This window comes from Sphingomonas sp. MS122, assembly GCF_049532975.1.
Lineage (GTDB): Bacteria > Pseudomonadota > Alphaproteobacteria > Sphingomonadales > Sphingomonadaceae > Sphingomonas.
Genome location: NZ_CP186695.1, coordinates 2,847,420 through 2,861,367 on the forward strand (window position 1 = coordinate 2,847,420; position 13,948 = coordinate 2,861,367).

9 protein-coding genes are annotated in these 13,948 nt (G+C 65.9%); all 9 read right to left on the minus strand.

All coding sequences use genetic code 11. The annotated features are described in order from the left end of the window. Positions 1-2: 2 nt before the first annotated feature. The 9 genes from ACO227_RS13800 to ACO227_RS13840 all read right to left on the minus strand — a co-directional run bounded on the left by ACO227_RS13800 (position 3) and on the right by ACO227_RS13840 (position 13,833). Positions 3-1,958, minus strand: a complete 1,956-nt coding sequence (locus ACO227_RS13800; RefSeq protein ID WP_423602414.1) for a glycoside hydrolase family 3 protein — start codon at positions 1,956-1,958, stop codon at positions 3-5. A gap of 109 nt (positions 1,959-2,067) precedes the next feature. Beyond that, positions 2,068-4,935, minus strand: a complete 2,868-nt coding sequence (locus ACO227_RS13805) for a TonB-dependent receptor (protein WP_423602415.1) — start codon at positions 4,933-4,935, stop codon at positions 2,068-2,070. Positions 4,936-5,091: 156 nt separating this feature from the next. Continuing rightward, positions 5,092-6,108: a LacI family DNA-binding transcriptional regulator gene (locus ACO227_RS13810; protein ID WP_423602416.1), complete on the minus strand. Its 1,017-nt coding sequence runs from the start codon at positions 6,106-6,108 to the stop codon at positions 5,092-5,094. A 483-nt stretch (positions 6,109-6,591) separates the two neighbouring features. Next, positions 6,592-7,317 (minus strand): Crp/Fnr family transcriptional regulator, encoded by a 726-nt coding sequence (locus ACO227_RS13815; protein WP_423602418.1) that lies wholly within the window; start codon positions 7,315-7,317, stop codon positions 6,592-6,594. A 106-nt stretch (positions 7,318-7,423) separates the two neighbouring features. Then, positions 7,424-7,573, minus strand: coding sequence for a hypothetical protein (locus tag ACO227_RS13820; protein WP_423602419.1), 150 nt, complete (start codon positions 7,571-7,573; stop codon positions 7,424-7,426). A 132-nt stretch (positions 7,574-7,705) separates the two neighbouring features. Continuing rightward, positions 7,706-9,325 (minus strand): FAD-dependent oxidoreductase, encoded by a 1,620-nt coding sequence (locus ACO227_RS13825; RefSeq protein ID WP_423602421.1) that lies wholly within the window; start codon positions 9,323-9,325, stop codon positions 7,706-7,708. 61 nt (positions 9,326-9,386) lie between these two features. Then, positions 9,387-12,341: a TonB-dependent receptor gene (locus tag ACO227_RS13830; protein WP_423602422.1), complete on the minus strand. Its 2,955-nt coding sequence runs from the start codon at positions 12,339-12,341 to the stop codon at positions 9,387-9,389. Between the two features lie 75 nt (positions 12,342-12,416). Then, complete coding sequence (locus ACO227_RS13835; protein WP_423602423.1) at positions 12,417-13,388, minus strand: FecR family protein; 972 nt, start codon at positions 13,386-13,388, stop codon at positions 12,417-12,419. After that, positions 13,372-13,833: an RNA polymerase sigma factor gene (locus ACO227_RS13840; RefSeq protein ID WP_423602425.1), complete on the minus strand. Its 462-nt coding sequence runs from the start codon at positions 13,831-13,833 to the stop codon at positions 13,372-13,374. Before ACO227_RS13840 ends, ACO227_RS13835 begins: the two co-directional genes overlap by 17 nt. Between the last annotated feature and the right edge of the window lie 115 nt (positions 13,834-13,948).

Sequence of the window (13,948 nt, forward strand, 5' to 3'; positions counted from 1 at the left end):
TCCTAGGGGGAGGTCTTGCAGGTGGTGGGCACGCTTGGCAAGGGAAGCGCATCGACGCGGCTGGGCCTGGCGTAGCTGAGGCCGTAGCCGCGGGCGAACTGGACGATGCTGTCGGTGTTCTCCCCGGTCGAGCAGGCCGAGCCCGGCCAGGCGAAGGAGAGGCGACCAGTGAAGTCGTGGCGTCCGCCGACGAGCAGGTCGGCCAGACCCTCGCCCTCGGTGCCGGGCAGAAAGGCGGCGATGAACGCGTCGGACAGGTTGATCAGGTCGTTGGCATAGGCAGGGCGCCCCGAATAGAGCACCGACACGACCGGCACGCCCTTGCCCGAGACGCGCTGGAGCACCGCGAGATCGGCCGGGTGGAGCGCGCTGTGCGCCACCGGCTTGGGCGCACGCACGTCGCCGTTATATTCGGCATAGGGTGTCTCGCCGAGCACCGCGACCACTGCATCGAAGCTGCTCGGATCGACGCCAACTGCGTCCTTGGAGAAAGTGACGTTGGAAGCGCCAAGTGCGTCCCGCAGTGCCGCCAGCAACGTCGTGCCGCCCTTGAAGTCGGCATTGCTGTTCTCCGTGCCCTGCCAGGTGAGCGACCAGCCACCGGTCTGGTTGGAGAGGCTGTCCGCGCTTGCGCCCACGACCAGCACGCGCTTGCCGGGGGCGAGCGGCAATACGCCTTGGTTCTTGAGCAGCACCACTGACTTGCGGACCGCCTCGCGGCCCAGTTCGCGTGCGTCGAGCGCCTCGGCCCTGCCGGCAAAGGCGCTGGCGACCGGACTATGGTCGAACAGCCCGGCGCGCAGCTTGACGCGCAGGATACGGGTGACCGCATCGTCGATCCTCGTCATGGCAATGCGGCCCTCGCGCACGTCCGCCACAGTGTTGGCGATGAACGCCTTCCAGTCGTCGGGCACCATGATCAGGTCGACGCCGGCGTTGACTGCCTGGGGGCAGTGATCCTTGGTGCAGCCGGGCACCTGTTGGATGCCGTTCCAGTCGGATACGACCAATCCGTCAAAGCCGAGCTTGCCTTTGAGGACCTCGGTGACCAGCGCGCGGCTGCCGTGCATCTTGCCATAGTCGTTGCCGGCGGCGACGTCGTTCCAGCTGCTGTAGGAGACCATCACTGTCTGCACGCCGGCCTTGAGCGCGGGATAGTAGCCGGCGCCGTGCACCTGGATCATGTGCGTGCGCGTGGCGCGGTTCTCGCCTTGGTCGACGCCGTCGAAGGTGCCACCGTCGCCGAGATAGTGCTTGGCGGTGGCGACCACGTCGCCGTCGCCGGTCAGCCCGCCCTGCAGGCCATGGACCAGCGCGCGCGAATAGGCAGCGACGATCGCCGGATCGCTCGAATAGCTTTCATAGGTGCGGCCCCAGCGGCGGTTCTCACCTACCGCAAGCGTGGGCGCGAACACCCAGGAGATGCCGGTGGCGCGGACCTGCCTCGCAGTGGCGCGGCCGATCCGCTGGATCAGGTCCGGATCGCGTGCGGCGCCCAGACCGATATTGTGCGGGAACAACGTTGCGCCGGCGACATTGCCGTGGCCGTGCACCGCGTCGGTGCCCCAGATCACCGGGATCTGCACCGCCATGTCGGTCGACATCGATGCGCGGTAATAGGCGTCGGAGAGGGCCGTCCAGGCGGTGACCGGCGCATCCTTCTTCATCCCCGGCCAGGCGCCGCCGCCGTTCAGCACCGAGCCGATGTAATAGCGGCGCACGTCGTCGGGGGTGACGGAGCGGATATCGGGCTGAGTCATCTGGCCGATCTTCTGCTCGAGCGTCATGCCACGGACGATGCCCGCGATCCGCGCTTCCATCGCCGCATCGCGCGCGATGGGCGAATGGAGCGTCGGCCAGTCCGTTCCACGCCAGAGCAGGTCGCTCCCGTCCGTGGTGGCGGTGCAGCCCGCCAGCAAAGGGAGGATGAACCAGAGCCCGTATCGCGCTGCCTTCATTTGTTAACTCGCCACAGAGCGGCACATCCGGCCGCGAAGAGAAAAGGGGGAGGCGACGGCAACGGGCGTCCGCCTCCCCTTAAATCCCGGAGGGGTATCCGGGGAGAGGCTAGAAGCGGTAGTTGAGCCCCAGCAGGAACTGGCGGCCATATTTCTCATAGGTCTCGGGCAGCGGCGTGCCGTCGCTCGTATGCGTGCCGCCGGTGTCGAGGCCGAGCCGCGTCCGATAGGGCGAATCCATCACGTTGCTCACTTGCAGGAGGATGCCGAGGCCCTTCAGCGCCGAACTGTCCGGGAAGGCATAACCGATCTGGGCATCGAGCTGCTTGTCCGCGAGGATCTCGGTATAGCCGCGATTGGTGAACAGCTGGACCGTCTCGCCCTTGAAAGCGGAGCGGAAACGATAGCTCGCCCGGGCCTGGAAGCCCCATTTCTCGAAATAGCCGGTGACGTTGTACACCGTGCCCGACAGGCCCGGGATGCGCACCACGTCATTGGTGTCGGTCGGGTTGAGGTCGGCCTCGGTGTACGAATAGCTGCCGGTGAAGCCGAAGCCGTCCAGCGCCGGGATGAAGCGGCCGATCTCGACCGCGCCGCTGACCTCGATGCCCTTCAGGCTGCCGCCGGGTCCGTTGGCCGGCATCGTCACCTGCCCGATCGGGCTGATGTTGACGTCGGCCGGGATCTGGTTGGTCGGGATCGGCAGGCCCGAGAAGTCGATCGCGAAGTTGCGGTTGTAGATATAGTTGTCGAGCCATTTGTAGAAACCGGCGATGCTGAGATAAGTGCCCTTGCCGGCATACCATTCATAGGCAATGTCGAGCGCCTTGGCGCGCCACGGCTGGAGGTTCGGATTGCCGCCGGTCGCCGACCAGGGGTTCACCGTCGCGCCCGGCGCACAGGGCGACGGGCTGCCGCTGCACGGATTGGTGTTGAAGCTCGGCGTGAAGTTGGCGCGCATGTCGTCCATGCGCGGCCGTGCCAGCACCTTGGCGGCCGCGAGGCGGAGGCGATGCCCGCCGCCCAGGTCGTAGATCAGGTTCGCGCTCGGCAGCACGTCGGTATAGCTTTCCGTCTCGAACACCTGCGAGAGTGCGATCGGCGTCAGGGTCTGGTTGATCCTGAGGCCCGAGGATGCCTGGAACTGCTGCACTACCTGCACGCCGAGATTGCCGCGCAGGCCGCCCAGCTCGATATTCGCCTTCGCCTTCCAGGTGATGACGTCCTCGGTGATCTTCCACGTCTTGTCGAAATGGGCGGCGTCCTCGAGCGGGGTCCGGTCGTAGTAATTGTCGAGCGCCGCGCCCAGGTTCCAGGCGATCACGTTGCCGAAGCCGACGAAATCGAGCGAAGTCGGATCGAGCAGATATTCCGACCCGACCGGCACCTGCTGGCGGCCGTTCTTCAGGTTGAGGTCGATCTCGTCGACGGTCTTGTTCTTGTTGCGCTGGGTGTAGTTCACCCCAATCTCGACGCTGCTGAGGAAGCCGCCGAGCTCGTGGCGCAGCGCCAGGTCGATCGCGCCCAGCTCTTCCTTGACGTGCGGCGACTTGAGGAGCCCGTCATGGCCCCAGCCGCCCCAGGGCGCGCGATCGCCCAGCGAGACCTGGCTGGCATCGGCATAGTCCAGCCCGAAGTCATAGGTCGGGAACGCGCCGTCGACGGGGAAGGAGAAGTCGTAGCTGTCCGGGGTGCGGGTCTGGAACGGGCCGGCGCCGTAACCGCCATAGGTCTCGATATAGGTCTCGTCGCGCTTGTTGGTCGAGTAGCTGAGGTCCGCCACGAAGCGAGTGCGATCGTCGAGCTTGAACTCGTTGTTGAGCCCGACCGCGAACAGCTCGTCCTCGCGCGTGTTCATGTCGTTGCGCAGGATCGGGATGGCATTGTCGAAATGGCCCGAGGTGCCGATCTGCGATCCGCCTACCTCCGTCGTGCCGATATTCGAGAAGGTGCCGTTGTCCGCCCAACCGTTCGAGAACCACTGCGCGCCGCGGACCACTTCCTTCTGCTTGAAGCGGGAATAATAGAGATCGAGCACGCTGTGGACGCTGTCGCTCGGCTGCCATTCGAGCGTACCCATCACGCCGTCGCGCTGGTTGCGCCGGCTGGTGGCCCAGGCTTCCTGGCCATTCAGCTGGAGCGCATTGTCGGCGGAATCGGGCGTGACGGTATTGGGGCTGCACGGGTTGGCGATCGTCGGCTGGCACACCCCGCCGAAGGCTTCATACCCATAGGCCTTGTAGTGATCGACATGGCTTGGTGAATCGAGATGCGCATAGCCGATCGACCAGCCCAGCGTTCCGCTGGCGTTCTGGTCGATATAGCTCGCGGTGGCCCGCCAGCCCCATTTCGAGATGTCGGCGTTCCTGCCGCCATCGGCATCGAGCTCGCCGCGGATATTGAGCGCGATCGCGCGCTTGCCATAGCTGAGCGGACGCACCGTGCGCAGGTCGGCGCTGCCGGACAGGCCCATGCCGGCGATGCTGGCGTCGGGAGTCTTGTAGACCACGACGCTCGCGAGCAACTCGGCGGGATACTGGTCGAACTCGACAGCGCGGTTGTCGCCCGAGCTCGCCTGTTGCCGTCCGTTGAGCAGGGTGGTGGTGAAGTCCGGGGCTAGGCCACGGATCGAGATCACCTGGGCGCGGCCATTGACACGCTGGGCGGCGAGACCGGGCAGGCGGGCAATCGACTCCGCGATCGAGTTGTCGGGCAGCTTGCCGATATCCTCCGCCGACACGGCCTCGACGATCGAGGTGTTGTCGCGCTTGAGGTTGATCGAGTTGCGCAGGCTGGCCTGGAAGCCGGTGACGACGACCTCGTCCTCGGGCGGCTGCTGGTCCTGATTGGCGGGTGCGACGCTGTCCTGTGCCCAAGCCCGGATTGGCAGCGTTGTCGCCAATGCCAGCATTGAAATGGTGAGCCTGAGATTGCCCTTGGCGCGATTCATGACGCGCAGGTGCCGACGCTCCGCCATCGCCTCTTCCCCTCTCCTAGAAAGCGACCCTTATCGGTCGTCTTGTCTGCCGGCGCCGCCTTCGAACTGGAAGCGCTTCCAATTGGTATTATCGCGACGCGCGTCATTGTCAACGCGTTACGGAAACCGTTAGCAGCGAAATTCGCGCGGCCGCCCTCAGATGCGAGGCGGAGCGACGGATTCGCGCCGGACCAGATGGTGGTCGATCGTGTCGAATTCCGCTGCGCCGCTGCCCTGGCCACGCAGCAACACCTCGACCAGTCGCTCCACGGCGCGCGCGGCAATGCGGCGGATCGGTTGGTGGATGGTGGTGAGCGGGGGCCAGATATAGGCCGCGATCGGTGCATCGTCGAACCCCACCACCGAGAGATCGGCGGGCATGGCGAGGTTCATCCGGTGGGCCGCGAACATCGCGCCGACCGCCATGTCATCATTGGCGCAAACGATCGCGGTGGGCCGCTCGGGGGCCGCGAGCAGGATCTCCGCAAGCTCCACGCCCGAGCGGAAGCTGAAGTCTCCCCGCAAGGTGGTCACCGCACGTTCGTCCAGGTCCATCTCGGCGAGCGCGCGCAGGAAGCCGGCGAAGCGATGCTCGGCGGCGAGATGACCCTCGATCCCGAGCATGTAGCCGAGGCGCCGATGGCCGGCCTCGACGACATGGCGCGCGATCTCATAGCCCGCCGCTTCCTCGTCGAACCCGACGCCGGGCAGGAGCGAGCGCACTGCATCGCTGGGTGAAATGCATACGACCGGGCAGCCCTGAGCGATGAGCCGCCTGGCGAGTTCAACATCGGCCGAGAGGGGCGGGGAGAGGAGCAAGCCGGTGGTGCGGCCCGACCCGATCAGTTCGATCAACCGGTCGTCGCGGCGGACGTCCTCGACATGGACGTTGAAAGTGGAAAGCTCGAAGCCAGCGGCAGCGGCTGCACGCAGCGCGCCGAGCTCGATCGCGGCGAAGTAATAGCTGTTGGGCGGGGCATCGAACGTATTGCAGTTGACCAGGGTGAGGGTGTTGTTGGTCCGGCTGGCGAGGTTGCGTGCCTGCGGATTGACCCGGTAGCCGAGCGCCTGGACCGCGCGCATCACTTTGTCGCGCATTCTGTCGCTGACATGTGCCTGATCGTTGAGTGCCCGCGAGACCGTGGCGCGGCCAACGCCCGCCAGTGCGGCCACGTCGTCGATCGTGGGCGGGCGCCCGCTTCGCGCAACATCGATGCCGCGGACGCCCGGAAACGGCGAGGGGTCAGGAAGCGAAGTCATCTCGGAGCCAGATGGGTGGCACAACGGCCAAGGGAGCGGCAACCCAATAGTGACCGGAAACCTTGCCGGTTTCTCGTTCGGGAGTGAGGCGGATCAAATCGAAGCCGACGTCAACGCCCGCAGCGCGCGGCGAGTAATCGAATTACTCATCTCTAAATTGCTCCAAAACGCGCTCGGATTCTAGAGCGGTTTTGGAGAAGCCGCTGATTACAAACGATTTTGTCCGCTTAAGCACTTGAAATCGCTGGTGACCCTTACAGGACTCGAACCCGTGTTTTCGCCGTGCGTGACCAGCTGCTCCATACGCCACAACGAGCAACGAGAGCTCATAATGGCAACGCCGCTTGAGCGGCCACAAGGTCGAGTTGCGCAGCACGGCTCTTCTCCGGACTCGCCTCAGAGCGGTTCTGGATTCAGATAAAGATAGCGATCGTCGAACCCGGCCAGCGCCTGGAGCGCCGCAAGGTCGTGGATTTCCACTCGACCGTTGCGGAAGGTGACGAGCTTCTGGTCGCGCAATTGCCGCAGCACGCGATTGATATGCACCGGGGTCAGGCCGAGATGGTCTCCGAGATCGGTCTGGGTGAGGGCGAGCGCATAGCTGTCGTCGTAAACCAGACCGACGATGTCCAGCCGCACGCGCAGCTCGCAGAACATGGCGCCGACACGCTCGACTGCCGAGCGCTGGCCGAGCGAGAGCACGGTCTCGCGATGGTTGGCGGCGTCGAGATTGTTGTGGAACCAGTAGATGCGCGCGAGCCGGGGCAGTGCGGCGAACATCGCCTCGAGGGTCGCGTGCGGCACCAGGGCGACCGTGCACGGCGCCAACGTCTCGATGTCATGATCCAGGCGCTTCAAGGTGAAGCTGTGCAGATCGACGAAGTCACCCGCGACGTGGAGCTCGGCGACATTGCGCTTGCCGTTGCGCAGCGTCTTGGAGCGGCACATCAACCCGTCGAGCAGAAGCGTGCTCTGACTGAGCTTGACGCCTTCGCGGATGACCGTGGCGCGGGCGGGCACGGTCCGGATCTCGCCGGGGAGGCTGCGGATCGCGGCGATCTCCTCGGGCGACAGCGGATGACGCCGGGCGACGCGGGCGAGATGCCGCTCGACCCAGTTCATCGGTTCAGCTCGATTGCTTCATTGGCCGCTATGCGCATCGGCAGCTCCGGTCGATTGATTCCGGTATGCGCAGAACGTGCCGAGGTCGGCATATGTTGCGCCGTGGCTAGGCGGCGGACAGAAGCGGGCTCAGCTTTGCGGCGAGCCGGTCCGGCCGGAACGGCTTCTCGAGACGGGGCAGGGCGGCGAAGCGATCGGGGAGCGTCCATTGGTCATAGCCGGTGGCGAAGGCGAAGAGAGTGGCGTGCGAGGTCACGACATACTGACGTGATAGGGGATCGCTGCGTCACCTGCGATACTTGTAAGATCTGCGAGCGCAAAGAAGGGCGGCTTAGCGCCCCGATAGCGATCGCTCCCGGCAGACCTCGTGGTTCCTGAAAGCTGTCGCTCAGCGCGCGCCTTCGGTAAGGTTTAATATCTGCCTGTTGGTCAACAATCGCTCGCGCAGCTTGCCATAGTCGACGTCCTGCACAGGCTGGCCCGCTTCGATGGCGAGCGATGCGGCGGCAGCTGCGGATTCGCCGAGAATCATAAAGACCGGCTCCATCCGGATCGAGCCATAGGCAATGTGCGACGCAGACAGCGCCACCGGGACCAGCAGGTTGCTGGCTTCGTTCCGTTTTGGGATGATAGCCGCATAGCTGATCGGATAAGCGCCGCCGGGATTGACCTCGATATTGCCTTCGTTGCGTGCAAACCCGCGGGCATCGACGATGCGCTGCACATTATGCGAGTCCATGTTGTACGATCCCATGCCGATCGGCTTGGGGGTCGGTTTGGTGCCCCGCAGGTGCGGTTCGGCCATCACGAAATCGGAGACCATCCGCCGCCCCTCGCGGACATAGAATTCGCGCGGCCAATGGCCGTTGCCGGCGAACTCGTCCTTGCACAGCCCCCACTTCGACATTTCGGCGCGCGTTTCCGCCGGCACGCCCGGATCGTTGGCCATGAACCAGAGCAGCCCCTGCTGATAGGTGACATGCTCCGCGACGATCGCCGCGCGCGCGGCGTCGGTGCCGGTGGGATAGCCATAGTTCATGCCGATATTGTCGAACGAGAAAGCACCGTAATTATTGGTGTCGGTCTTGCCGTTCGGGATGCGGTCGAACTTGCGGAAGAAGTCGCGATAGCCGGCGTCCATATAGCGTTTGAGCAGCGTGTACTGGCTCGCATCATAGCCGCGCGGCTTGGGGAAGGGGACGCGGTTCCCCGGCACGTCGGTCAGGCACATGCGGAAGGTATAGGCCTGGATCTTCTTGTCGGCGCTGCCGTCGGGCGCGGGCTTCTCGCCGCTGATCCGCGGCACCAGCCCGCTCGAAGGATCGCCGGGCACGCGATAGGGATCGATGTCGAGCGTGAACTGGTGATTGGTCGTGTTGCCGAGCTGAACGCCGTTCAGAGTCTCGCCATATTGGCTGTTCGCCTCGCGCCCGATGGCGAAGGAAACCCCGGCCTCGGCCATCAGGTCGCCTTCATAGGTCGCGTCGATGAACATCGCGCCCTCGAAACGCCGGCTGTTCCTCGATTCAAACGCGACGATCCGGTTGCCCTTGCGCGTGACGCTCCTGCCGTCGCGCCGTAACGGCTGGTTGCGGACCACCGTGACCCCGGCCTCACGCACCCAGTCCTCGAAGATGCGCTCGGCGACCTTGGGCTCGAACTGCCACATCGCGTCGTCATCGACGAAATTCTCGGTCGCCCGGTTGGGCCGCTTCGACCAGACCCACACCGCCGGATCGTCATAGTGCCGCTTCACCCGGCGATAGAATTCGCGGGAAAGCCCGCCGATCGCGCGATGCTGGCCGGTATCCGACCAGCCAAGCCCGTTGGTCGTCATCCCGCCGAGATAGTTAGACGTGCAGACGAGCAGCACGGAGCGGTCGAGGCGCCGCGCCTCGATCGCCGCGATCACGCCGCCCGCAGTGCAGCCATAGACGACGATGTCGGCGCGCAGCGGCTTGGCCGGTCGCGCCGCAGCAGGCGAAGCGATGCCGATCGCGGCAGGCACCAGGCACGCGGCGGCCGCGGCCAGACGGCAAGGCATTTTCCGGTTCATCCCGCGCTCCCGCTCAAAAATTCGCCGCGATGCCGAAGAAGATCCGGCGATCCTCGCGTGCGGTGAAGGTCAGGCGATCGGGCTCGCCCAGATATTGCCGGTCGATCGCCTTGGTGAGGTTGATGCCCTCGACCGTCAGGCGGAAATTGGGCGTCAGGTTGATCTGCGCCGAGGCGTCGAGCTGCCCGCGGCCGTCGACATAGGTGTTGCCGCCGCTCGCCGCGCCGCCCACCGAGTTCAGATATTTGCTGCGATAGGTATAGGCCGCGCGGAGCGAGAGGGTGTCGTCCTCATAATAGCCGATCAGCGTGTAGCTGTCGCGCGACAGGCCGGGCAGGGGCAGCCGCTCGCCGGTGATCGCGTCGATCAGCGGGGTCTTGCTGTCGACATAGGTGTAGTTGAGCTGCACGCCGAGATTGTCGAACGGCGCGGGCAGGAAGCGGAAGGCGTGCTGATAGGCGAGCTCGAACCCCTGGATCGTGCCGTCCTCGCCATTTTGCGGCTGCGAGATGTCGAACAGGCCGAAGCGTTCGGAGAAGCCGGGGACGAACTCGCGCGTGACGGTGGTGACGGTGAAGGAATCGACCTTCTTGTAGAACACCGCGCCGGTGAGCGAGCTGGCCGGGGCGAAATACCATTCGAGCGTCGCGTCGGCCTGGAGCGCCTCGAACGGGCGCAGATTGGGATTGCCGCGCGATCCGGTCATCGAAACGGTGTTGGGCACGAAGCTCGCGCTGACCTGGTTGAGGCTCGGCCGCGCGACGACCTTGGCGCCGGCGAGCCGCAGGGTGAGATCGTCGCTGAAGTCGATCGACAGGTTGGCGCTCGGCAGCCAATAGCCGAAATCGGCCTTCACCACGGTGGTGGCGGTCGGGGAGAGGAAGCCGGTGGTCGCGCGCGCCGTGTCGATATAGCGCAGGCCGAGATTGCCGCTGTAGCGCGTGCTTCCTATCGTGCCCTTGAAATTGCCCTTCACATAGACGCCGAGCGTGTCCTGCTTGACGTCCTTGATCGAGGTCGGGCCGACGGTGATCGACGTGTCATAGGGGTCGGGCGTCGCCAGCCCGAAGCCGTCGCGCGCGACGATCTTGTCGAGGCTTCCGCCGAGCAGGTCGCGCGGGAAGGCGCCGTTCGCGCCGGGAAAGAAGCGGGCGGGGGTGGAGCTATAGCTCAGCCCCGGCAGCTCATCGACGGTGAGGATGCCGTCGCCGTTGCGGTCTCCTCTCGCGAGCAGGCTCGCCGCGACCGGCAGGTTCTGCGGGTCGGCGGCGAGCAGCTCGACCCGCTCGTAGCGGAATCCGGCCTCGATCGACGAGAGGATGCCCCAGTCGGTGTCATAACCCCAGTCGAGCCGCGCGTCGTAACCGCGATTCTCGGTCACCGCGTCATAGTCGAAGACCGAGAGAAGCTGATATTGCGCGGGGTCGTTGGGATTGAAATTGGCGTCGATCGACAGATCGGGCACGGGGTTGCCGCCGCGGAAATCATAGCTCGCATTGGCGACATTGCCGGCACGCGGCACGACGACATAGGTGAAGGATGCGCCGGGCCCGCCGTCGCTGCCCTTGCCATGCGCATAGGACATGTCGAAGCGGACGCGCGCCCGGTCCTTCTCCCACTTCACCGATCCGCCGAGCAGGGTCGATTTGAGATCGGTCGGCTCGTCGTAGATCAGCGGCCGCACCGTCACGCCCTGAAAATTGCCGGCGACGACGGTGCCCCGGTCGTTGACCACGGCGTCGGTATCGTTGTTGTTGAACAGCACCTGATAGTTGACGCTGTTGCGCTGGCGCTTGAGGTGATTGAACGTCGCGTCGAGGATGATCTCGAGCGTGTCGGTCGGCCGCCATTGCGCGGTGCCGTTGACCGTCAGGCGTTGCTCGGCACGGTCGAAGATCCGCGCCATGAAGCGGTTGGGCCGGAACAGGCCGGGGTCGTCGATGCCGTCGCCATTGCCGTCGATCGCGTTGGTGCGCGTCCAGCCGCCTGCGTCGAACGAATATCCCCGCGTTTTCGTATCCGAATAGGCGACGCTGGCGAGGATGCCGAACCGGTCGCCGAAGCTCTTGGAGACCATCGCCGATCCGCGATAGCCGATATGATCGGCCTGGTCGGCATGCGCGCCCTGGATACGGCCGGCGATGACAAGGTCGTCAAGCTCGAGCGGGCGCTTGGTCTTGAGATTGACCGTCGCGCCGAGCGCACCTTCGGGCATGTCGGCGGTCGGCGACTTGATGACGACGATCGAGGACAGGATCTCCGGGCTGACCGATTCCAGCGCCGCGTTCCCGCCGCCGCCCGGGCCGATATAGTTGCGCCCGTTGATCTCGAGCCGGTTCTGCGAGATGCCGCGGATGGTGAAGTTGGAGCCGTCGCCCTCGCGGCGGCTGATCTGGACACCGGTCACGCGGCTCATCGCCTCGGCGACATTCTGGTCGGGCAGCTTGCCGATGTCCTGCGCGGTGATCACGTCCACGATCGAATCCGCCGCGCGCTTGGCCGCGATCGATTCCTGCAGCGAGGCGCGGATGCCGGTGACGACGACTTCCTGCGCCGCATCGGGCGCGGGCTCGGCGGTGTCCTGCGCCGGCTCCTGGGGCGCTGCGGCATAGGTGCCCGCCGCCGGTGCGGTGCTTGCGGTGGTGCGGACGGCCGGCGCGGACGACCGCCGTTTCAGTGCGATCGCGTTCCCGACCTTGACCGGGACGAGATCGGTGCCCGCCAGCAGCATCTGCAGCGCGGCGGAGACGTCCATCGATCCCTGGACCCGGTTGACGCGGACCCCGTCGGTGATCGTTCCCGACGCGAGGATCTGGACGCCGGCCTGATGCGCGAAGAGCGGGATGCCGGTGCGCGCATCCTGAGGGGCAATGTCGAACCGCCGGACCTGCGCGGAGGCCTCGGCCGGTAGCGCCAGCCCGCAGACAAGTGCCGCGGATGCCAGCAAACACGAACGCACGTCCTTCATCCGATCCTCCCCATGCCGGGCGCCCGCTTTTCGGTACGCTCTCGACTAGCAAGAGTCGGACCCGGATATTTTCCGTCAGGGTGAGCCGATCTTTTTTCGGCTCAGGCGGATTTCGTCGGGCGTGACCGCGACCTTGATCGGATGCGAGACTGCAAGCGTCTCGGCAAAGGCCGCAGGATCGTCGAGACGGAACAGGCCGACCAGGCGCTCGCTGGCGAGATTTGGATCGGCGAGAATCAATTGCTGACGATTGTAGCGATTGAACTGGGCCACGGCGCTACCCAGCGTCTCGTTCTCCAGCGCGATCTCGCCGCTTCGCCAGGCCAGCGAGCGCTCGATCTCGGCGGGCGCGGTGCCGGTCACCGGCGCGGGATCGCCGCGCCGGAAGGTGGCGAACTGCCCGGCCTGCAGGATCGTCATCGCGCCGCTCTCGTCGCCGGCCCACACGCCGACAATCCCCTCGGTCACCGCCACCTGCACGCCGTCCTCGGTGCGCCGCACCGAAAAGGCGGTGCCGAGCGCGCGCGCCTGGGCGATTCCGGCATCGACGATGAAGGGGCGCTTGCGGTCCTTGGCGACCTGAAAAAAGGCCTGCCCCTTGTCGAGCGCGATGCGGCGGCTGTCGTCGGCCAGCACCACGCGCAGCGCGCTGCTCGTGTCGATCGTCGCGATCGAGCCGTCCGCCAACGGCAGGCGGCGGATCTCGCCGCGCGCGGTGGTGACTCGCGCGCCCATTAGCTGCGACCAGCCGAGGACACCGGCGATTGAGGCGGCGACCGCGCCGCCCACGCCCATCAGCATCCAGCGGCGCGTCGGGCGCGGGGCGGCCGGTTCCGGCGCGGCTCCGGCCAGTTCGGCGGCCAGTTCGGGAACCAGCGCGCGATCGATCGCGCGATCGATCGCGCTCAGCGCCGCCTGCGCACGCAGCAGCGCGCCGGCATGCCGGCGATCCTGTGCAAGCCAGGCGTCGAGCGCCTGCCGCTCGGACGGGTCGAGCGGATGGCGCAGCGCCCAGCTGGCAGCGGCCTGCTCAACGGGATCGTGCATGGCTGACCCCTCCCGTCTTCAAGTCCGGTTCGGCTTCCGCCTCGGTCAGCAGCCGGAGCACTGCGCGCAGACTGCGGCTCGCCTCGTTCTCGACGACCGCTTCGCTGACGCCCAGCATCTGCGCGATTTCCTTCTGCGAGCGGCCTTCAACTTTGCGCATCATGAAGATTTGCCGGGCTCGCTCGGGGAGCGTGGCAAGCGCGGCCTGCACGCGTCCCAGCTCCTGCCGTGCGCCCGCGAACCGGTCGGGGGACAAGGGGTCGCTTTCCAGCTCCATCCCTGCGGCGCCAGTCATCGTTTCGATCCGCACCACGCGCGCGCGTTTGCGCTGCTGTTCAGCAAGGTTTCGGGCCATGGTGAAGAGATAGGCGCGCGGCAGGGTGATGTGGGAAACATCGGAAAGCTGCGCGAGCCGGCAATAGCATTCCTGCACCACGTCTTCCACATCGGCCGCGGCAACCAGCCGCCGCCGGAGCCAGGTCCGCAGCTCGCGTTCGTGGGGCAGGATCTCGCGTCCAACCCATTCGGCAAGCGCCTCGCGTTCCGTTGGTTCTCTCCTC

Excerpts from the sequence above, each read along its gene's own strand:
- ACO227_RS13805 (WP_423602415.1), bottom strand. The coding sequence starts at position 4,935 with ATGGCGGAGCGTCGGCACCTGCGCGTCATGAATCGCGCCAAGGGCAAT.
- ACO227_RS13835 (WP_423602423.1), bottom strand. The coding sequence starts at position 13,388 with ATGCACGATCCCGTTGAGCAGGCCGCTGCCAGCTGGGCGCTGCGCCAT.
- ACO227_RS13815 (WP_423602418.1), bottom strand. The coding sequence starts at position 7,317 with ATGAACTGGGTCGAGCGGCATCTCGCCCGCGTCGCCCGGCGTCATCCG.
- ACO227_RS13800 (WP_423602414.1), bottom strand. The coding sequence starts at position 1,958 with ATGAAGGCAGCGCGATACGGGCTCTGGTTCATCCTCCCTTTGCTGGCG.
- ACO227_RS13830 (WP_423602422.1), bottom strand. The coding sequence starts at position 12,341 with ATGAAGGACGTGCGTTCGTGTTTGCTGGCATCCGCGGCACTTGTCTGC.